Here is a 19,910-nt window from a genome sequence, read left to right on the forward strand (position 1 = left end):
TTGACGACCATAGAGCATTGGAACCACCTGATCCCATCCCGAACTCAGTAGTGAAACGATGCATCGCCGATGGTAGTGTGGGGTTTCCCCATGTGAGAGTAGGTCATCGTCAAGATTAAATTCCAAAAACCCTGTCTGCTTACGCAGACAGGGTTTTTGTTTTTATAGAAGTACCAAGTTTTCGCAGAGACGTTTTTATAACGGATCTGATACAGAATTTCTTGACGACCATAGAGCATTGGAACCACCTGATCCCATCCCGAACTCAGCAGTGAAACGATGCATCGCCGATGGTAGTGTGGGGTTTCCCCATGTGAGAGTAGGTCATCGTCAAGATTGAATTCCAAAACCCCTGTCTGCTCACGCAGACAGGGGTTTTGTTTTTTGCGAGACGAAAATCTCCAACTTCCTTTCTTGTATTCACCTCTTCTGAAACGACATCAACCATCAGGTATACGGCCGTACGTCTAACGTAGCGGTTTATCAACGCGCTTCAGAAATAGCGGTTGAGTACATGGTTACAAATAGCCGAGACAATCCGCTCATTTTTCTGCAATGGATGCCGACAGCCTATTTGAGCAATGTGTGAATCGGGAACAGAGCCCTTTCTGCTGTCTTGCCTCACGCATCCCCCCCTTTCGGCAAAAGAAGTCCCATGAAATGAATCTAAAGTTCAGCCATAAAATCCTTCTGGCCGCTTCAGGAGTCGTGGTTCTGGCGTTCGCGTTTTTCACGTTATACAACGACTATCTTCAGCGAAAAACCATTACTCAGAATATTGAAAAGTCTGTGCAACAGGCAGGCAACCTGACGGCTAGCAGTGTTCAGAACTGGCTGGCCGGGCGAATCTTGTTACTCGAAAACCTGGCACAAAACATCGCCCATCAAGGCAGCCAAGCGGATCTTGCAGGGTTGGTCGACCAGCCCGCGCTGACTTCGAACTTTCAATTCACTTACGTCGGTCAGGTCAATGGTGTGTTTACCCAACGCCCAGACGCCAAAATGCCGGACGGATATGACCCTCGTCAGCGCCCTTGGTACAAGGACGGGGTGCTTAGCGGTAAGGCCATGCTGACAGCGCCTTATATGGCTGCTGTAGGCGGTTTGATTGTGACGATTGCCATGCCCGTCAATAAAGATGGCCAGTTACTGGGTGTGGTTGGGGGAGATCTGAGCCTGGATAGCTTGGTCAAAATTATTAACTCGGTGGATTCAGGCGGCTTGGGCTACGCGTTTCTTGTAAGCGGTGATGGTCAGGTCATCGTTAGCCCGGAAGAAAATCAGGTCATGAGAAACCTGAAGGATATATACCCGTCCAACACTCTGATGATCGAGAAAGGTATTCAGCAAGTGACGCTCAATGGCCATGAGCGGATTATTTCCTTCACGCCTGTGACAGGTTTGCCGTCTGCCGATTGGTATATCGGCCAATCCCTGGATAAAAACAAAGCCTACTTGCCGCTATCCGAATTTCGTACTTCGGCCTTAATCGCCATGTTAATCGCGGTAGCTGTCATTGCACTGCTTTTGAGTCTGTTGATTAAGGTGTTGATGCGCCCATTGGTTACGATGGGCCGTGCCATGCAAGACATCGCCCAAGGTGAGGGCGATCTGACGCGGCGTTTGGTGATTGAGCACAAGGATGAGTTCGGCGAGATGGCGGGCTCGTTCAACCTGTTTGTGGAGCGTATTCACGCATCCATTTCAGAAGTGTCTTCTGCAACTCGCCAAGTTCATGATTTATCCGAGCGCGTTATGGCATCGTCCAATGCTTCAATCATTGGCTCCGATGAGCAAAGCGCACGTACCAATAGTGTTGCTGCCGCCATCAACGAACTGGGTGCCGCCACTCAGGAAATTGCCCGTAACGCAGCCGATGCTTCACAGCATGCCAGTGGAGCAAGCGAGCAGGCAGATGATGGCCGTAAAGTAGTCGAGCAGACCATTCTAGCGATGTCCGCGTTGTCGCAGAAAATCAGCTTGTCGTGTGCGCAAATCGAAAATTTGAATGCCAGTACCGACAATATTGGCCATATTTTGGATGTGATTAAGGGTATCTCTCAGCAAACTAACCTGCTGGCTCTAAACGCCGCCATTGAGGCCGCACGTGCTGGTGAAGCGGGACGTGGCTTTGCTGTGGTTGCGGATGAAGTCCGCAATCTGGCTCACCGCACTCAAGAGTCGGCAGAGGAAATTCATAAGATGATTACCTCGCTGCAAGTGGGTTCTCGCGAAGCCGTCAGCACCATGAACGCGAGTCAGGTTTCCAGTGAAGAAAGTGTTGAGGTGGCCAATCAAGCCGGTGCACGTTTGGTCAGTGTAACCAAGCGCATCGAAGAAATTGATGGAATGAACCAGTCAGTCGCAGCAGCGACTGAAGAGCAAACGGCGGTTGTCGAAACCCTTAACGTCGATATCAACCAGATCAATCTGCTTAACCAGCAAGGTGTGGTCAATCTCACTGATACCTTGAAGGACTGCGATGCTTTATCACAGCAAGCAAGCCGGCTCAAACAATTAGTCGACAGCTTCAAAATCTAACGTTATTTCACGCAGCAATTAAATACTTATCCACAGCCTTGGCGTTTTAAACGTCAGGGCTGTTTTGGTTTCTGGCTTTCCAGATACTGGGTAATGGCGCTGACTCCGCGTTGCAGATGCTGTTCCAACTCTGCAATACACATCTCAACATTTCTGTCTCGGGCATGCCGTAGCAACGCCCTGTGATCGTCCTGAGCCAATTTTCCCAGATTCATTTGTTCCAGGTTAAAGCGTAGAAAGCGCTCTTCTTCAGTAAGACCGGCTTCTACGAGAATCAACAGTTTCTTATTGGGGGCTTTGCAGTAGAGGGCCTGATGAAACTGTCGATTGAGCAAGCCGATTTTTCCGAAATCAGTTTCGACTTCCAGCGCCTCTATACAGCCCTCTGCCGCCTCCAAATCTTCCACGGTGAGCAGGGGTACCGATAGTCGAAGGGCTTGAGCCTCAAGCAATAAACGCAGCTCATAAGTTTGCAATGAATCATCTTCAATCAAAGGGGCAACCACTGCCCCTTTGTACTGAACGACGTGCAACAAACCTTGAGCCTCCAATTGTCGCAATGCTTCTCTGACCGGCATCCGACTGACGCCAAATAGTGTTGCCAGCGCCTCTTGCCGAATAGCCGTACCGCAGGGAAGTCGGCCATCAAGAATAGCGGTGCGTAAGCTCTCCTCAATAGTCGATCGTGCCAAATGAGCCGGTATGGGGCCTGAAACGTCGAGGCAATTGAGCGGGGAGATTTTGACGGCCATGTTAAGACTACCTATGCCGAGATTTGGACATGCTTTTTGGATCCAATCCACGTTAGGTACTGACCCCATCCCTGTCAAACCTTGTTACGATTAGTTTAACGTCACCGCACGTACAACGGTCTTATAAGGTCATGTTCTTTTTCGATGAAAGGGTTAGTCAGGCCCTATCGATTTTTAATCGTGAAAGGCCAATGTGCCCAGTCAGCAATGCCACAGAACAGGTGAGGAATGGGTGTATTCAGGCGTAACGATGTAACCATCACACCGCTTCGCGACCTTCATTTGTCTACCGGTGTGTTGGGCACACTGATACGCCAGCCCATGCTGTACACGCCGCCTATAGCGGACGGGGCGTCAGGGCGGCCAAACGATTACGGTTTTGGCACATTGGTGAACGCAGATGCAGCCAGAATCTACATTGATCATCTGGCAGATTTACCCGCGCAAACAAAGCGCGTCTGGCTGATTAGCAGCAGCGTGCAGCCCGATGATTTCAGTTCGATTCCGGCCCGTTGGAACAAAGCGCAGGACATTACAGTCGATGATACGCAGGCTCGACTATATTTGACCTGCACCGGCGCTGACTGCGTCCCACCTGACTGGAGACCCTCCCATGCAAGAGCCAATCCCTAGCATCAACCTTCTGTTCGACCAACTTGGCCTGCCGTCATCCGATGCTGAAATCGAGGCGTTTATCGGGGCATATCGAATCCCTGACGACGTTAAATTGTCAGAAGCTGAGTTTTGGAGCGACAGTCAACGGGCTTTTTTGAAGGAGCAGCTCAAGGCAGATGCCGAGTGGGCGATCCCCGTCGATGAGCTCAATGAGCGTTTGCACGTCAAACCCAAAATTGAGTAACAGAAATACCTTGCATCACTTGACTGTTAGCATTTGTCACCGCAGTATTAATAGTTAGCAAACTAACATTATGTGATGCCTCTTGCCTGACACTCTTGATCTGCTTCAAATGAATATCAGCGCCGGTATGGTAGTTGCGACGCGCCATTGGCGTCGCGTCTGCCAGACCACGCTGGTTAATTACGGGATTTCCGAAGCCTGTGCGATGCCGCTGTTGCTCATCGGCCGCTTGGGTGAGGGCGTGCGCCAAGTCACTGTGGCCCAGGCGGCCGGCATGGAAAGCCCTTCACTGGTGCGCCTGCTCGACCAGTTGTGCAGGGCCGGCTATGTCGTGCGCAATGAAGACGCCAGCGACCGCCGAGCTAAATCCCTGAGCCTGACCGACACCGGTCGTGCAGTGGCGCAGGCGATTGAAGCGCAACTCGTAGAATTGCGGCGCATGGCGTTGGCTGGAGTCTCTGTGGCGGATCAAGAAGCTGCATTACGCGTTATCAAAGCTTTCGAGGCGTCAGGTCAATTGCCTGATCGAGCCTCATCTTGAACGGTTTTTTCAGCAGTTTACCGCCCGCTCGTGACTGGTTTTACGGTGTGCGTACTTTTGCCGCGTCAATGATCGCGCTGTATATCGCTTTATGGATGGAAATGCCGCGCCCGTACTGGGCCATGGCGACGGTTTACATTGTCTCCAGCCCATTTGTCGGGCCGACCAGCTCTAAAGCGGTCTACCGGGCGTTGGGGACCCTGATTGGCGCTGCGGCCGCCGTATTTTTTGTTCCATTATTTGTACAAACCCCCTTTCTGCTGGTACTGGTGATCGCGCTCTGGACGGGCATTTTGCTGTTCTTGTCGCTGCATCTGCGCACGGCTAACAGCTATATTTTTATGCTCGCGGGTTACACCATGCCCATGATCGCTTTGCCGATTGTGGATAACCCACTGAATGTATTCGATATCGCCGTTTCGCGGACCGAAGAGATTATGCTCGGCATTGTGTGTGCTGCCGTTGTCGGCAGCATGTTTTGGCCGCGGCGTCTGGCACCTGTGTTTGTCGATGCTGCTGCTCGCTGGCTGAACGACGCCGCCAACTACACAAAACATTTCCTGGCTCGCGATGTAGATCCCGCCAAAGCCAGCGGTCTGCGCTCCTCCATGGTGGCAACCTTCAACAGTCTAGAGTTGATGATTGGCCAACTACCCCACGAAGGCGCTTTGCCGCAGACCGTGCGCCACACCAAAGAACTGCGCGGACGCATGATCCATTTATTGCCGGTGGTCGACGCACTGGATGATGCCTTGTATGCATTGGAGCGTCGTACCCCTGAACAACAGGATAGAGTCCAGCCTCTGTTGGCTAAAACCCGTGATTGGCTTGAAAGCACGCATGATAGTGCCCCGATCTCAGCCTGGAAGGCCTTGCGTCATGAGCTGGAGCTGCTGCAGCCCAGTGCTGAAGCCTTGGATGATCGACGTCAGTTGGTGTTCTCCAACGTGCTTTATCGGCTGGGTGAGTGGATCGATTTATGGCAAGACTGCCGCAGCCTTCAGCATGCGATCGCCACGGGCAGTCAGGCGCCTTGGCGAGCGGTTTACCGACATTGGCGGCTAGGCCGTCTGACACCGTTTCTAGACCGTGGCCTGATGCTCTATTCAGCCTTTTCAACGGTGACCGCGATTGTGGTTGCCTCGGTGTTGTGGATATTGCTCGGCTGGTCCGATGGAGCCAGCGCCGTCATTCTGGCCGCCGTTGCCTGTAGTTTTTTTGCTGCGATGGACGACCCTGCACCCCAGATTTACCGGTTCTTTTTCTGGACCTCGTTGTCGGTCGTATTCGCCAGTCTTTATTTGTTCGTCATCCTGCCCAACCTGCATGATTTCCCCATGCTGGTGCTGGCGTTTGCGGTGCCGTTCATCTGTGTCGGTACACTGACCGTACAACCACGTTTCTATTTGGGCACCCTGCTGACCATTGTCAATACGGCGTCGTTTATCAGCATTCAGGGCGCCTACGATGCTGACTTTCTGATGTTTATGAACGCCAACCTGGCTGGGCCCATTGGTTTGTTGTTCGCTTTCATCTGGACGTTGATTGCTCGCCCGTTTGGTGCCGAATTGGCCGCTAAGCGCCTGACCCGCTTCAGTTGGCGCGATATCGTCTTGCTGACCCGGCCTGCGACTCTGGCCGAGCACCGGCACATGGGCGCGCAAATGCTTGATCGCCTTATGCAGCACCTGCCACGACTGGCCTTGACAGGCCAAGACACGGGCAGTGCTCTGCGTGACCTGAGGGTGGCACTCAATGTGTTGGATTTGCTGGCCTATTCACCACGGGTCAGGGGCGAGGCGCAACGCTTGTTGGGCCAAGTGGTACATGAAGTAGGCGAATATTTCAGTGCTTGCCTCAAGGCCGGCGAACGGCTGTCGATGCCCGCTGGCCTGCAATTGACGCTGGAGCGTACCCGTCGGGCACTAAATATTCATGACCTGCACGACGAAGGTGACGCACGCGTGCACTTGCTTCATGCGCTGAGTGGGCTGCGTCTGGCGCTCTTGCCGGGCGTCGAGTTCATCGTCGACGACGACAGCCTGCCCCAGCCCCACAACCCTGGCCTTGATGGAGCGCCGCTATGATCGGTGAGGTTGATATCAGCGGCGTGTTTCTACCCACGCTTCTGGTGCTGATGGGCATCACGTATTTGCTGTTTTTGGGGGTTCACGCAGTACTCACGCGTGTGCACTTTTACCGCTTGGTCTGGCACCGGGCTTTATTCAACGTCGGTCTCTACGCTCTGCTACTCGGCGTTGTAGATTCGTTCAGTCGATACCTAATGACATGAAAAAACCTGTATTGACCTTGGGCCGCGTCGTTCTCACCTTATTGGTGGTCACGTTTGCCTGCGTCGTGGTCTGGCGCATGACAATGTATTACATGTTTGCCCCCTGGACCCGCGACGGTCATATCCGTGCTGACGTGGTGCAAATTGCGCCCGATGTGTCAGGCCTGATCAAACAGGTGGATGTACGCGACAACCAGCCCGTGATCCGCGATCAAGTGTTGTTTGTCATCGATCAGGAGCGCTTCAAGTTGGCCTTGCGTCAAGCAGAAGCGACCGAGGCTGACCGCAAGGAAACACTGGCGCAGGCGCAGCGGGAAAGCCGACGTAACCGCGGCCTGGGCAATCTGGTGTCCCGCGAAAGTCTTGAAGAGAGCCAGTCCCGAGAAATGCGAGCACAGGCGGCACTGACCGAGGCTCAGGTTGCAGTGGACAGTGCCAAACTCAACCTTGAACGCACAGTGGTGCGCAGCCCGGTTGATGGCTACGTCAATGACCGCGCCCCTCGGCTCAATGAGTTCGTTACAGCCGGGCGCCCTGTGCTGTCGATCGTCGACAGCAGCTCGTTTCATATTGATGGTTACTTTGAAGAAACCAAGCTTGAAGGCATCCATGTCGGCCAGCGCGTTGATATTCGTGTGATGGGCGACAATGCTCGCCTGCGCGGCCATGTCGAAAGCATTGTGGCTGGCATCGAAGACCGCGACCGTACCAGCGGCCAAAATTTACTGCCCAACGTTAACCCTGCTTTCAGCTGGGTACGGCTCGCGCAACGGATCCCTGTGCGTATCGCCTTTGATGATGTGCCTGAAGATTTCCGCATGATTGCCGGGCGTACGGCCACCGTGTCGATCATCGATGACGCTCCCGACGCCAAGCCTGCGCAGGAGGCTGCGCAATGAAAGCTGTACACCTTGCGGCCGTAAGCCTGGGGTTACTGCTGTCAGGTTGCCAATTACTCGGGCCGGATTATCACCTGCCCAAAGACTCGGCCATGCAGCGTCCGGACTTGCAGGGCGAGCTGGCGGGGGAGGGCGCCAATGTGGTGTCCGCCCCCGTGCCGGACGACTGGTGGAAACTCTACCAAGACCCGAAGCTGAACGCGTTAGTGCGCGAGGCCATGGCCTCCAACACCGATTTACGCGTGGCCGCAGCCAACTTATTGCGCGCGCGGGCTCAGGTTGAGCAGGCTCAGTCGGCCGGCGGCTGGAGTGGCTCCGTGAAGGCCGGTGCGCAACGCTTGCAGGAGTCGGGTGAAGCCTTCTTGCAGGCAGACAAAGTGCCCGTGGCCAACGTAGGCGATCTGGGCATCAGCACCTCCTACCAGTTCGATCTGTGGGGTACGTTTCAGCGCGGTATAGAAGCCGCTCAAGCCAATGCCGATGCCACTCAGGCAGCAGCGGACACGGCACGCATCACCGTGGTGGCCGATGTTGTGCGGGCGTATACACAAGTGTGTTCGGCCAACGAAGAGCGTGAAATTGCTGAAGAGTCATTACGTCTTCAGTCACAAAGCACAACCCTGACTCAGCGCCTGCGTGACGCGGGCCGCGGAGACGAGACCCAAGTAACCCGCTCAGAAACTCAATTCAGATCCCTGCGTGCTGAACTGCCGCGTTATCAAGCCATGCGTCAGTCGGGCCTGTTCCGCTTATCAATGCTTTTGGCCAAGCCGCTCGATCAACTTCCTGCTGGCGTGGCCTCTTGTGCCGAATTGCCGCACATCGCTCAGTTACTGCCCGTGGGTGACGGCGCAGCACTGCTCAAACGCCGCCCCGATGTGCGTCAGGCTGAGCGCCATCTTGCCGCAGCCACTGCCCAGATTGGCGTGGCAACAGGCTCCCTGTACCCAGACATCAGCATTGGTGCGAGCATAGGCACCGTCGGGATTATCGACAATCTAGGTACCGCACCGACCAATCGCTGGGGATTCGGCCCGTTGCTAAGCTGGACCATTCCTACCAACGGTTCGCGGGCGCGGATTCGAGAGGCAGAAGCAGCCACTCAAGGTGCACTGGCCAAATTTGACGGTGTGGTGCTTAACGCTATCCGCGAAACCCAGACCAGCCTCGTTCAGTACACCGCCTTGCTGCAGCGCCGAGATGCGCTGGCTGAAGCGGATGAGTCAGCGAGAACAGCGGCCGAACAAACCCGTCAGTTCTATCAAGCCGGGCGCGAGTCGTTTCTCGCCGACCTGCAAGCCACCCGCACCTACACCGACGTGAAAGCTCAACTGGCAGCGGCCAATACCCAAGTCGCCATGAGCCAGATTGATCTGTTTTTGGCGCTTGGAGGCGGATGGGAGTCAGCGCAAAAGCCACAGGACCCACAGTCAACTGTGACTCAAGCGAAGCCGTGAGTTGTTTCAGTGTGTCGGTTCAGACATTTCTCTAAATTCTGTAGGAATAGACTTATGTGCTCGTGATTTGAGCGACCTGGTGTACGCCTGAAGCGCCACCCTTCTGAGTTTGACCCTTCACTTCCATGAGTCGGGGGCTGCCTTGCATACACCAGGTGAAGCAGCTGTCATCGTTGAAACGTTCTTTGCAGTGGTAACCTGCAGTCACTTTTTGGCCCATGAGGGGCCCAACAAGACCGAACATCTTTCAACACAACGGACATTGAACGGGTCAATTGATGAATAAACCATTAGGCGTACTGGTAGGCATTGTTGTCGTCGCAGGAGCCCTTAACACGGCTGGCGCTTGGTACACCGGCTCCAAACTTGAAGGCGTGCTCAAGACTTCGATTGAGCAGGGTAATCAAGCGCTTGCCACGCAGCTCAAAGGCACCGCGACCCGCGCCACTGTCGAATTGGTTTCCATTGATCGCGGGTTATACAGCAGCACCGCGCAGTACCGTGTGAACATCCAGGACGAATCCGCGGGCGCAGATGCGCAGCCGCTGATCATGCAGTTTGTCGACCACATTGAGCACGGTCCGTTGCCGTGGTCTCGCATCAAGACGTTCAAATGGATGCCAGTGATGGCGACCAGCAACTATGCGCTGGAAAAAACACCATCCACTGAAAAATGGTTTACCGCTGCCAAAGATCAGTCTCCGCTTAAGGGCCAGGTCACACTGGGCTACAACCGCTCGGTTGACGCCCATACAGAGATGCTGCCCCTTGAGCTGGCGCTGGATGAGCGCTCCAGCCTCAGTTTTTCGGGTATGACCATGGACGCCCAATCCGATGCCGATGGGCAAAACATTAAAGCAAAAGGCTACATGGACCATCTCAAAGTCCATGCCGTTTCAGCAGATAGACCGCCTGTACTGGTTGAGCTCAATGGGCTGACCCTGGCCAGCGACCTGAATAAAAGTCCTTATGGCTTCTATCTTGGGCAAAATATTCTGGAGCTGAGCGAGGGCCAATTGACCTTTGGTGAACGCCAATCGGTGGCCAAGATCAAAAACTTTGAATACGCGGGCTCGGCGTCTGCCAATGACACCCTGTTGTCCGGGCGTCTGGCTTACAACATCGGTGACATCACACTGGACGGCAAACCCGTAGGCAGCGCGAAAATGGTCATGACGGCCAGTAGTGTGGATATTCCGGCCATGCAATCGCTCTTGCAGATCTACCAAACCAAGTTCCAGCCGCACGCCGATGGCACATTACCCGTGGCGCAGTTGACCCCGGCTGAACAAATACAGATGCAAGCCGACATTGAAAAAATGTTGGCGGCCAAACCTCAATTGGCGCTGGAAAACCTGACGTTTAAAACGGCTAATGGCGAAAGCCAGTTCAATGTTGCGGTGAGCCTGGCCAAGCCGGCCACGCTCGAACAGCCGCCTATTGAACTTGTTAAACAGCTGGTGACATCGCTGGATGCCAAGCTGCAATTGTCCAAACCGATGATTGCGGATTTGTCGGGTGTGCAAGCGCAGCTGGACGGGCAAACCGACCCACAAACCATTGCCGAAATGGCGCAACTGAACAGTGAAACGGCGGGTGTCCTTGCTGTTCAGAGCGGGCTGGCAAAAGTGGAGGGGGCCAACATCCTTGCCTCACTCAACTATGCCGCAGGCCAAGTGGATTTGAATGGTCAGAAAATGAGCCTTGAGGCGTTTATCGCCGCCATGATGAACCGTTTTGGTGGCATGAACATTCAGGAGTAATTCGCGGTGCATGCCAGCGGCTACAGGTCTGAAGGCTTGTAGTCGCTGACGACGTACGAAGGCTGCGATCGACGTCAACTCGATAAATCTTTCAAACCGCTGGCTTAGGTGGGCTTACTTCCACGCAGGGGGCAGGCATAGGTGGCCCAGAGATGTCGATGCAGTCGTTTTCGACTGGCCACAGACAAGCGTTGCCAGGTAAGGCGTGGTGCAGATCAGGGTGTTTTGACGCGAGTCCCTTGGGCAAGGGAGGAAGAATGGTGCACCAGGCGGGATTCGAACCCACGACCCCTGCCTTCGGAGGGCAGTACTCTATCCAGCTGAGCTACTGGTGCGACGCGGGCGCCATGATACTCATCTGCGTGTCGCCCGTCCATGCCGCTGATTCGTCGGGTGTGTCCTTGCGCGTTATAGGCTATTAATAGCGACAAGCGACAAACCGGTATAAAGCCCTCGGTTGTTCTTTTTTTCGAACAGGCTATTGTCCTTTACCCCCATTGTCCCTAGGATTCGTTTGAGATTTCAAACGATCTTGTCTGAGTGCTGAGCCGAACGCCTAACGTCCTGTGCGTTTTCCAGATACTTTGGTAAGTGAATGACTTCCTGACGGCAGCCTTCTACGGCGCCTTCCTCTCTCAATACTTCGCCCCGCGCCCGCGCGGTGCTGTTAAGGAAAGCCCACATGCAGCTTAAAGACGCACAGTTGTTCCGCCAGCAAGCCTACATCGATGGTGCCTGGGTAGACGCGGACGGTGGTCAGACGATCAAGGTCAATAATCCTGCGACCGGTGAAATTATCGGTACGGTGCCAAAAATGGGTGCCGCTGAAACCCGTCGCGCCATCGAAGCCGCAGACAATGCGCTGCCTGCCTGGCGTGCACTGACCGCCAAAGAGCGTGCGACCAAGCTGCGTCGCTGGTTTGAGCTGCTGATCGAGAACCAGGACGATCTTGGCCGCCTGATGACGCTTGAACAAGGCAAACCGCTGGCCGAAGCCAAAGGCGAAATCGTGTACGCGGCCTCGTTTATCGAGTGGTTCGCTGAAGAAGCCAAGCGCATTTACGGCGACGTGATCCCGGGCCACCAGCCCGACAAGCGCCTGATCGTGATCAAGCAACCGATCGGCGTTACCGCGGCTATCACACCGTGGAATTTCCCCGCCGCCATGATCACACGCAAAGCCGGGCCCGCATTGGCTGCAGGCTGCACCATGGTGATCAAGCCGGCTTCACAAACGCCGTTCTCGGCACTGGCACTGGTTGAGCTGGCGCACCGTGCCGGTATCCCAAAAGGTGTATTGAGTGTTGTGACCGGCAGCGCCGGCGACATCGGCGGCGAGCTGACCAGCAACCCGATCGTGCGTAAATTGTCCTTCACCGGCTCGACCGAAATCGGTCGCCAGCTGATGGCTGAATGCGCCAAGGATATCAAGAAGGTTTCGCTGGAACTGGGCGGCAACGCGCCGTTTATTGTGTTTGACGACGCTGACCTGGATAAGGCCGTCGAAGGCGCGATCATTTCCAAGTACCGCAACAACGGTCAGACCTGCGTATGCGCCAACCGTCTGTACATTCAAGACGGTGTATATGACGCGTTCGCTGAGAAGCTGAAAGTGGCTGTGGCTAAATTGAAGATCGGTAACGGTCTTGAAGAAGGCACCACCACAGGTCCGCTGATTGATGACAAGGCTGTGGCCAAAGTCAAAGAGCATATCGCTGACGCCGTGAGTAAAGGTGCGACCGTGTTGACTGGCGGCAACAGCCTGGAAGGCAGTTTCTTTGAGCCAACCATTCTGATCAATGTGCCGAAAAACGCCGCAGTCGCGAAGGAAGAAACCTTTGGCCCGCTGGCGCCGCTGTTCCGCTTCACTGACGAAGCTGAAGTGATCGCGATGGCCAACGACACCGAGTTCGGTCTGGCCTCCTACTTCTATGCACGCGACATGAGCCGTGTGTTCCGTGTAGCCGAAGCGCTTGAATACGGGATGGTGGGTGTCAACACCGGCTTGATCTCCAATGAAGTCGCACCGTTCGGGGGTATCAAGGCGTCGGGCCTGGGCCGTGAAGGCTCCAAGTACGGCATCGAAGACTATCTGGAAATTAAATATCTCTGCCTGAGCATCTAATCCGGCGGGTGGTTCAGCAGAAGGGGCACGAGAGCGATGCCCCCTCTGTGCTTCAAATCGTTAACTTTTGTGGCCGGGTGCGCCATGCCAGTCGATCATCGAATGCTGGCAAGGTTGTGACTTAGGCGCGTCAGACTTGAACCACGCCGCGTGATACGCGGCGAATGAGGACATCATGAGCAACAAGACCAACGCATCTCTGATGAAACGCCGTGAAGCTGCTGTACCACGCGGTGTTGGCCAAATTCACCCGATCTTCGCCGAGTCGGCGAAGAACGCTACGGTAACTGACGTTGAAGGTCGTGAGTTCATCGACTTTGCGGGCGGTATTGCCGTACTGAACACCGGTCACTTGCACCCGAAGATCATCGCGGCCGTGCAAGAGCAACTGACCAAGTTGACCCACACGTGCTTTCAGGTTCTGGCTTACGAGCCGTACGTTGAACTGTGCGAAAAAATAAACGCAAAAGTGCCGGGCAATTTCGACAAGAAAACGCTGCTGGTGACCACGGGTTCGGAAGCGGTAGAAAATGCCGTGAAAATTGCCCGTGCTGCCACTGGCCGCGCAGGAGTGATTGCCTTTACCGGCGCTTACCACGGTCGCACCATGATGACCCTGGGCCTGACCGGCAAAGTCGTGCCGTACTCGGCAGGCATGGGGCTGATGCCCGGCGGTATCTTCCGCGCGCTGTACCCGTGTGAGCTACACGGCATCAGCGTTGACGATTCGATCGCCAGCATCGAGCGTATTTTCAAAAACGACGCCGAGCCTAAAGACATCGCTGCCATCATCATCGAGCCTGTGCAGGGCGAAGGTGGTTTCTACGTGGCACCGAAAGCGTTCATGGCCCGCTTGCGCGAGTTGTGTGACAAGCACGGCATCCTGCTGATTGCTGACGAAGTGCAAACAGGTGCTGGCCGTACGGGCACATTCTTCGCCATGGAGCAGATGGGCGTTACCGCCGACCTGACCACTTTCGCTAAATCTATCGCGGGTGGCTTCCCGCTGGCCGGTGTGTGCGGCAAGGCAGAGCTGATGGACGCCATCGCTCCGGGCGGTCTGGGTGGCACGTATGCCGGTAGCCCGATTGCCTGCGCCGCTGCGTTGGCCGTGCTTGAGGTATTTGAAGAAGAGCATCTGCTGGATCGCTGCAAAGCGGTTGGCGAACGCTTGGTCACAGGTCTTAAAGCTATTCAGGCCAAGTACCCGGTTATCGGTGATGTGCGTGCATTGGGCGCGATGATCGCAGTCGAGCTGTTTGAAGGCGGTGATTCTCACAAGCCGAACGCCGCAGCCGTGTCACAAATTGTCGCTAAAGCGCGTGAGAAAGGTTTGATCCTGCTGTCGTGCGGCCCTTATGGCAACGTCCTGCGTGTGCTGGTGCCGTTGACTTCGCCCGACGAGCAACTGGATAAAGGCCTGGCCATCATCGAAGAGTGCTTCGCTGAGCTGGCGTGAGTCCTGATGCCTGAATTGTGACTCGTTAGACAAAAAAAACCGCTTCGGCGGTTTTTTTTGGTTTGGACGAATCATATGCGTATTTTTTCTACCTGCGCGAGCTCCCTTTGACTAAGGTGCAAACATTAGGCCGGGAGCGAACTGGATGACAGCTGTAGATTCACGGGCAGTACCGAGCGTACTGATTGCCGAGCCAGATCCTTGGACTCGCGATTTGCTTAAACAGGTGGTGTTGAGTGTGCGCTGCGATGCGCAGCTGGACGTGTGCCAGGAAGGTCCGCAAGCACTGATACTGGTCAAGCAAAAAACTTATGATCTGGTCATAGCTGACGGCAAACTACCGGGCATTGGCGGGCTGGATTTGCTGCGCACGGTTCGCCAACTGCGTCACAGTCCTCCACAGCCTTTTATTTTACTGAGTGAGCGCAGTGACAGCGCCAGCGTGCGCGAAGCCTTACCCTTGGCACCGACGGCCTACCTGACCAAACCGCTGGACATGAGTGGTTTGACCCGACGCCTGCAAACCTTGTTGCTGAGTGCCGGGCAAGCGGTCTCGTGTGATGTGCCCGCCCTGTCCCCGGGCATGACGCTCAAGGGCTTTTTGGCGCAGCAACGAACGTTGTGCGATGGCGCCCCGCTGTCTGTGGCTGTGCACGCGGTCGTCAAGCAAAGTGTGGGGCCTGTCGGCCTGGACCTCGGGTTACTTGAACAGTACGCACATACCGATCCGCAAATCAGTGCGGTATTGATTGCGGCGGTTAATAGCGCCGCCAAACACCGTGCCATTCCGGCGCAGACGCTTGGGCAGGCCTTGCAAGGATTGGGCGCTACGCAAAGCGTGAACCTGATACAAGGGCTGGCGCTAAAGCAAAGCGCCTACCTGACGGACCCTTGCCTGGCTGACTGCGCGCAGCAGCAGTGGGATGTGTCACTGCGCACAGCCGAGTCTGGCCGAACCTTGGCAGGCCTCCTGAATCTGGACAAAGCACGTTGTTACTACGCCGGGCTGCTGCACCGTATCGGTGATTTGGCGGTGTTGCGCTGTCTACAGGAATGGCAGTTGGCCGGTGGCGAGCTGGACACTCAGGTGATTGACGCGTCTGTGGCTGAATTTGGTGCCGCCTATGGTTCCGCATTGCGCACTCGCTGGCGCTTGCCGTTGGAGTTGCGGGAATTGATCGCAGCGATTTATCACTTGGGCGGTGGTGTGTATTCCCGCGAGGCGCTGGTCATGAATTTAGCCGCTCAAGTAGCCAATCTGGCGTCTGCCGATGGGATTGAGTCACTCGCGGAAAGCAAAACGGCCCGACTGTTGAAAGTCGGGCCGTTAGAGTTGGCACGGTTGGTCAAAAAGCAGAGCCCCTCACCCTAACCCTCTCCCAGAGGGAGAGGGGACTGACCGCACGCGGCTTCAAGATCACTCCAAACCAGCGCCCTCTCCCAGAGGGAGAGGGGACTGACCGCGCGCGGCTTCAAGATCACTCCAAACCAGCGCCCTCTCTCAGAGGGAGAGAGGACTGACCGCACGCGGCTTCAAGATCACTCCAAACCAGCGCCCTCTCCCAGAGGGAGAGGGGACTGACCGCACGCGGCTTCAAGATCACTCCAAACCAGCGCCCTCTCCCAGAGGGAGAGGGGACTGACCGCACGCGGCTTCAAGATCACTCCAAACCAGCGCCCTCTCTCAGAGGGAGAGAGGACTGACCGCACGCGGCTTCAAGATCACTCCAAACCAGCGCCCTCTCCCAGAGGGAGAGGGGACTGACCGCGCGCGGCTTCAAGATCACTCCAAACCAGCGCCCTCTCTCAGAGGGAGAGGGGACTGACCGCACGCGGCTTCAAGATCACTCCAAACCAGCGCCCTCTCCTAGAGGGGAAGGGTACTGAGCGCACGCGGCCTCAAGGTTACCCTGAACCAGCCCCCTCTCCCTTTGGGAGAGGGTTGGGGTGAGGGTAGTAGCCTTTACGCTTTAGCGGGGCGCAATGAGTATGTCTTCAATTGATTGGCAAACTCGCGCAACGACTGAATCCCGCTGGCTTCTGCTTCATGAACCCACTCTTTGATAGCCGCCAGCATGTCGTGGCCATTGGTGCTGGTCTTCACCCAGATCTGCTGCAGGGCCAGGCGCTTTTCGTAAATCACTTTGAGCGACTGGCTGTGCTCCAGCAAGGTTTCGATACGCTGGTGATGGCGATCTTCAAGCAGGCTGGTCTCACGCGAAAGCAAGCGCTTGGCGCGACGGAACTGGTGGCGAACCGAGTGATCAACCTTGGCCAGCTCTTGCTGCACCAGGGGTGCAATCACTAACTTGCGGTACTGCGCCATGATCTGGAACCGGTTGTTCAGGATCGCCATTGCGGTATCCATGTCTAGATTGCCTTTGCCTTCGACCCGGTGAGCAATGGGCGCAACGCGTTGAACCTTGGCCAGACGTAAAAAGCTGAAGACTTTGATCCACGCCCAGCCCAGGTCGAACTCCCATTTCTTGACCGACATCTTGGCCGAGTTGGGGTAGGTGTGGTGGTTGTTGTGCAACTCTTCGCCGCCAATGATGATGCCCCACGGCACCAGATTGGTCGCCGCATCGCGGCACTCAAAGTTGCGATAGCCCACAGCATGTCCCAGACCATTGACCACGCCCGCGGCCCACACCGGAATCCACATCATCTGGATCGCCCAGATGGTCAGGCCGATGGCGCCGAACAAGAGCAGGTCGATGGCCAGCATGATGCCCACGCCCAGTAACTTGTAGCGCGAATACAGGTTTCGCTCTATCCAGTCTTCAGGGCAGTTTTTACCGTAAATACGCAATGTTTCGGCGTTTTGTGCCTCTTCGCGGTACAGCTCTGCCCCTTTGCGCAAAACGGTCGATAACCCTTTGATGACCGGGCTATGCGGGTCATCAACGGTTTCGCATTTAGCGTGGTGCTTACGGTGGATGGCAGTCCACTCGCGGGTATTCTGCGCCGTGGTCAACCACAGCCAGAAGCGAAAGAAGTGTTTCAGACCACCGTTAAGCTCCAAAGAGCGGTGCGCTGAATAGCGATGCAGATAAACCGTGACCCCAATAATGGTCACGTGGGTCATCAACAGGGTGACTGCAACCAGTTGCCAGGCTGACAAGTCGAGAAAACCGTTGTACCACATAGGCTGTTTGGCCCTCGGGAAGATAAAAAAATTGCAACACGCATTATCCCCTTGCTGCCAGATAAAACCAGTCGACCTTTCAGATAAGAGTATTCAGATGTTTCTTACACTATAATTCCTCTTTTTTTGTAGGTTCTTTCACTTTCTTATGTCGGTTTCTTATCGTGATGCCTTGCGTGCGGCCTTGTTGTACGGGCTGTTATCGGTTTTGTGGCTGCAAATATCTGATCATTTATTGAACAGTTATTTCGATGATTGGGGGCATCTGGCCCAATGGCAACGGATCAACGGTTATTTCTGGGCGTTTTTAAGCGCCGTTTTGATATTTATTGCCCGTGCACGGCTGTTCAGTTTTATGGGCGTGGGCGCCCGTTTGAAGCATCTGCGAGAGGATCGGGAGCGCCTGCGCCAAGCGGCCGTGGTGTTCGATTGCACCCGTGAAGGGGTACTGGTCACAGACTGCAGTGGCACGATTGTGCATGTGAACCGTGCGCTGGTAGAAATTACCGGCTACACCGCTGACGAGGTCTTAGGCCAACGCCCCAATATGTTCAAGTCGGGTCGTCACGGCCCCGAGTTCTATCAGGCGGTGTTCAAGTCATTACAAGATGGCGGTGACTGGAGTGGCGAGATCTGGAACCGTCGCAAAGATGGCGAGGTGTATCCGCAGTGGCAAACCGTCCGCGCGATCACCAATGGCAAAGGGCATGTGACTCACTATGTTGCGGTGTTCACGGATATTTCGGCGATAAAAAAATCTCAGACCGAATTGACCCGGTTGGCGCACCACGATGCGCTGACCGACTTGCCCAATCGACTGCTGTTTACCGATCGCACAGAGCAGGCGTTAGCCTCGGCCTTACGACACTCCTCGGGGTGTGCGCTGCTGATGATCGATCTTGATCACTTCAAAATCGTCAATGACAGCTTGGGCCATAACATCGGTGATGTATTGCTCAAGGGGGTCGCGGATCGTTTGCAGCGTCTATTCGGCAAAGGGTTCACAGTGGCTCGATTAGGTGGCGATGAATTTGCCGTGTTGGTCGACAATTGCTCGCGCACAGCTGAGGCGGCGTTGGCTGCGCAGCAGGTGCTGGAGGGGATGAAAGGGGTCTTTGAGGTAGAGAAGCATCAATTGTTTATCAGCGCCAGCGTGGGCATCAGCGTATTCCCGCGTGACGCTTTAAACGCCGAGCAATTACTGCGCAACGCCGACTCGGCCTTGTACAAGGCCAAACAAACCGGCCGTGAGGGCTATGCCCTCTACACCGAAGAGCTGACCACTCACGCACAGTACCGGGTTGAAGTGGCCAGCGATTTGCGCCGGGCACTGGAGCAACAAGAGCTGCGCGTGTACTACCAGCCAGTGCACGACCTCAAGACCAGTCGTCTGATTGGCGTTGAGGCGTTGGTACGCTGGCAGCATCCGGTGCGAGGTTTGATATCGCCGGGCGAATTTATTCCGATCGCCGAACGTACCGGTCTGATTGCCGAAATCGATGCGTGGGTGTTGGAGCAAGCGTGTTGGCAAATGGGCCAGTGGCAAGCGGCTGGTGTCGAGTTGTCGTTTGTGGCCGTTAATATCTCCAGCCGTTTATTTGCTCGCCCCGAATTGTTCACCCTGGTGTCTACCGTTCTGGCTGATACCGGTCTGGACCCGACGCTGTTGGAGCTGGAAGTCACGGAAAGTGCTGTGATGGACGATTCGCAGGCCGCGCTGGAGCAAATGCATCGCCTGCGTGCGTTGGGGCTGCGGCTGGCGATTGATGATTTCGGAACGGGGTTTTCGTCTTTACTTCGGCTCAAGCAGTTGCCTGTGCAGAAGCTCAAGATCGATCAAGGATTTGTCGCCGGGCTACCGGAAGATAATGATGACGTGGCGATTGTTCGCGCGGTCATCGCACTGTCTCAAAGCATGGGCTTGCACGTGCAGGCAGAAGGGATCGAGCAAGTCGAGCAGGCGCAATTGCTGCTCGACCTCACGTGTGATTTGGGCCAAGGCTACTGGTTTGGACGCCCGATGCCCGCCAGCGAACTGGACTGGCAGCGAGCTCCCGCGATTCACAGCTAAGC

The 19,910-nt window shown here is 55.4% G+C and carries 14 protein-coding genes, 1 tRNA gene, 2 rRNA genes and 1 pseudogene; 15 read left to right on the top strand and 3 right to left on the bottom strand.

Annotated elements, in window-relative coordinates:
• From rrf (ACI7MX_RS02635) to ACI7MX_RS02650, 4 genes and pseudogenes are all read left to right on the top strand, one after another.
• A 5S ribosomal RNA gene (gene rrf / locus ACI7MX_RS02635) occupies positions 1-115 on the top strand.
• A 105-nt stretch (positions 116-220) separates the two neighbouring features.
• A 5S ribosomal RNA gene (rrf, locus tag ACI7MX_RS02640) occupies positions 221-336 on the top strand.
• A 324-nt stretch (positions 337-660) separates the two neighbouring features.
• A pseudogene (locus ACI7MX_RS02645) lies at positions 661-1,683 on the top strand (cache domain-containing protein); the annotation flags it as partial.
• A gap of 72 nt (positions 1,684-1,755) precedes the next feature.
• A complete protein-coding gene (locus ACI7MX_RS02650) occupies positions 1,756-2,541 on the top strand; it encodes a methyl-accepting chemotaxis protein (RefSeq protein ID WP_405585333.1) in 786 nt (261 codons plus the stop codon).
• Between the two features lie 53 nt (positions 2,542-2,594).
• Here the strand turns inward: ACI7MX_RS02650 and ACI7MX_RS02655 are convergent, their stop codons facing one another.
• Complete coding sequence (locus ACI7MX_RS02655) at positions 2,595-3,293, bottom strand: GntR family transcriptional regulator (protein WP_314491680.1); 699 nt, start codon at positions 3,291-3,293, stop codon at positions 2,595-2,597.
• Between the two features lie 613 nt (positions 3,294-3,906).
• Between ACI7MX_RS02655 and ACI7MX_RS02660 the strand changes: the two genes are divergently transcribed.
• From ACI7MX_RS02660 to ACI7MX_RS02690, 7 genes are all read left to right on the top strand, one after another.
• Entirely contained in the window at positions 3,907-4,152 is a 246-nt protein-coding gene (locus ACI7MX_RS02660) for a DUF2789 domain-containing protein (protein ID WP_405584645.1), read from the top strand.
• Positions 4,153-4,261: 109 nt separating this feature from the next.
• Positions 4,262-4,693 carry a MarR family transcriptional regulator gene (locus ACI7MX_RS02665; RefSeq protein ID WP_314491686.1) on the top strand — a complete coding sequence of 144 codons (432 nt, stop codon included), beginning with the start codon at positions 4,262-4,264 and terminating at the stop codon, positions 4,691-4,693.
• Positions 4,690-6,780, top strand: coding sequence for an FUSC family protein (locus ACI7MX_RS02670; protein ID WP_314491688.1), 2,091 nt, complete (start codon positions 4,690-4,692; stop codon positions 6,778-6,780). Before ACI7MX_RS02665 ends, ACI7MX_RS02670 begins: the two co-directional genes overlap by 4 nt.
• Positions 6,777-6,986 (top strand): DUF1656 domain-containing protein, encoded by a 210-nt coding sequence (locus ACI7MX_RS02675; protein WP_314491691.1) that lies wholly within the window; start codon positions 6,777-6,779, stop codon positions 6,984-6,986. The genes ACI7MX_RS02670 and ACI7MX_RS02675 overlap by 4 nt, the downstream gene beginning before the upstream one ends.
• Positions 6,983-7,885 (top strand): HlyD family secretion protein, encoded by a 903-nt coding sequence (locus ACI7MX_RS02680; protein ID WP_314491694.1) that lies wholly within the window; start codon positions 6,983-6,985, stop codon positions 7,883-7,885. The genes ACI7MX_RS02675 and ACI7MX_RS02680 overlap by 4 nt, the downstream gene beginning before the upstream one ends.
• Complete coding sequence (locus ACI7MX_RS02685; protein ID WP_314491696.1) at positions 7,882-9,342, top strand: efflux transporter outer membrane subunit; 1,461 nt, start codon at positions 7,882-7,884, stop codon at positions 9,340-9,342. The genes ACI7MX_RS02680 and ACI7MX_RS02685 overlap by 4 nt, the downstream gene beginning before the upstream one ends.
• Positions 9,343-9,620: 278 nt before the next feature.
• Positions 9,621-11,105 carry a YdgA family protein gene (locus tag ACI7MX_RS02690; RefSeq protein WP_405584650.1) on the top strand — a complete coding sequence of 495 codons (1,485 nt, stop codon included), beginning with the start codon at positions 9,621-9,623 and terminating at the stop codon, positions 11,103-11,105.
• A 258-nt stretch (positions 11,106-11,363) separates the two neighbouring features.
• Here the strand turns inward: ACI7MX_RS02690 and ACI7MX_RS02695 are convergent.
• Positions 11,364-11,440 (bottom strand) — tRNA-Arg (locus ACI7MX_RS02695).
• Positions 11,441-11,787: 347 nt separating this feature from the next.
• On the opposite strand from ACI7MX_RS02695, the gene gabD reads away from it, so the two are divergent.
• The 3 genes from gabD to ACI7MX_RS02710 all read left to right on the top strand — a co-directional run bounded on the left by gabD (position 11,788) and on the right by ACI7MX_RS02710 (position 16,061).
• Positions 11,788-13,230, top strand: a complete 1,443-nt coding sequence (gene gabD / locus ACI7MX_RS02700; RefSeq protein WP_122785370.1) for an NADP-dependent succinate-semialdehyde dehydrogenase — start codon at positions 11,788-11,790, stop codon at positions 13,228-13,230.
• Between the two features lie 175 nt (positions 13,231-13,405).
• Positions 13,406-14,689: a 4-aminobutyrate--2-oxoglutarate transaminase gene (gabT, locus tag ACI7MX_RS02705; protein ID WP_314491703.1), complete on the top strand. Its 1,284-nt coding sequence runs from the start codon at positions 13,406-13,408 to the stop codon at positions 14,687-14,689.
• A gap of 145 nt (positions 14,690-14,834) precedes the next feature.
• Positions 14,835-16,061 (top strand): HDOD domain-containing protein, encoded by a 1,227-nt coding sequence (locus ACI7MX_RS02710; RefSeq protein WP_405584654.1) that lies wholly within the window; start codon positions 14,835-14,837, stop codon positions 16,059-16,061.
• 591 nt (positions 16,062-16,652) lie between these two features.
• On the opposite strand, the gene desA is transcribed toward ACI7MX_RS02710, so the two are convergent.
• Positions 16,653-17,837 carry a delta-9 fatty acid desaturase DesA gene (gene desA / locus ACI7MX_RS02715; RefSeq protein WP_339405097.1) on the bottom strand — a complete coding sequence of 395 codons (1,185 nt, stop codon included), beginning with the start codon at positions 17,835-17,837 and terminating at the stop codon, positions 16,653-16,655.
• A 148-nt stretch (positions 17,838-17,985) separates the two neighbouring features.
• Here desA and dibA point away from each other — a divergent pair, with 148 nt between their 5' ends.
• Entirely contained in the window at positions 17,986-19,908 is a 1,923-nt protein-coding gene (gene dibA, locus ACI7MX_RS02720) for a phosphodiesterase DibA (protein WP_405584657.1), read from the top strand.
• Positions 19,909-19,910 lie beyond the last annotated feature (2 nt).

Origin of the sequence: Pseudomonas sp. 2024-210, from assembly GCF_045062345.1 — a bacterium.
Taxonomy (GTDB): domain Bacteria; phylum Pseudomonadota; class Gammaproteobacteria; order Pseudomonadales; family Pseudomonadaceae; genus Aquipseudomonas.

Bases quoted from the DNA above. Each gene is read 5' to 3' on its own strand.
- ACI7MX_RS02650 (WP_405585333.1), top strand. From the start codon at position 1,756: ATGGCATCGTCCAATGCTTCAATCATTGGCTCCGATGAGCAAAGCGCA.
- ACI7MX_RS02655 (WP_314491680.1), bottom strand. From the start codon at position 3,293: ATGGCCGTCAAAATCTCCCCGCTCAATTGCCTCGACGTTTCAGGCCCC.
- ACI7MX_RS02660 (WP_405584645.1), top strand. From the start codon at position 3,907: ATGCAAGAGCCAATCCCTAGCATCAACCTTCTGTTCGACCAACTTGGC.
- ACI7MX_RS02665 (WP_314491686.1), top strand. From the start codon at position 4,262: ATGAATATCAGCGCCGGTATGGTAGTTGCGACGCGCCATTGGCGTCGC.
- ACI7MX_RS02675 (WP_314491691.1), top strand. From the start codon at position 6,777: ATGATCGGTGAGGTTGATATCAGCGGCGTGTTTCTACCCACGCTTCTG.
- ACI7MX_RS02680 (WP_314491694.1), top strand. From the start codon at position 6,983: ATGAAAAAACCTGTATTGACCTTGGGCCGCGTCGTTCTCACCTTATTG.
- ACI7MX_RS02685 (WP_314491696.1), top strand. From the start codon at position 7,882: ATGAAAGCTGTACACCTTGCGGCCGTAAGCCTGGGGTTACTGCTGTCA.
- ACI7MX_RS02690 (WP_405584650.1), top strand. From the start codon at position 9,621: ATGAATAAACCATTAGGCGTACTGGTAGGCATTGTTGTCGTCGCAGGA.
- gabD (WP_122785370.1), top strand. From the start codon at position 11,788: ATGCAGCTTAAAGACGCACAGTTGTTCCGCCAGCAAGCCTACATCGAT.
- gabT (WP_314491703.1), top strand. From the start codon at position 13,406: ATGAGCAACAAGACCAACGCATCTCTGATGAAACGCCGTGAAGCTGCT.
- ACI7MX_RS02710 (WP_405584654.1), top strand. From the start codon at position 14,835: ATGACAGCTGTAGATTCACGGGCAGTACCGAGCGTACTGATTGCCGAG.
- desA (WP_339405097.1), bottom strand. From the start codon at position 17,837: ATGTGGTACAACGGTTTTCTCGACTTGTCAGCCTGGCAACTGGTTGCA.
- dibA (WP_405584657.1), top strand. From the start codon at position 17,986: ATGTCGGTTTCTTATCGTGATGCCTTGCGTGCGGCCTTGTTGTACGGG.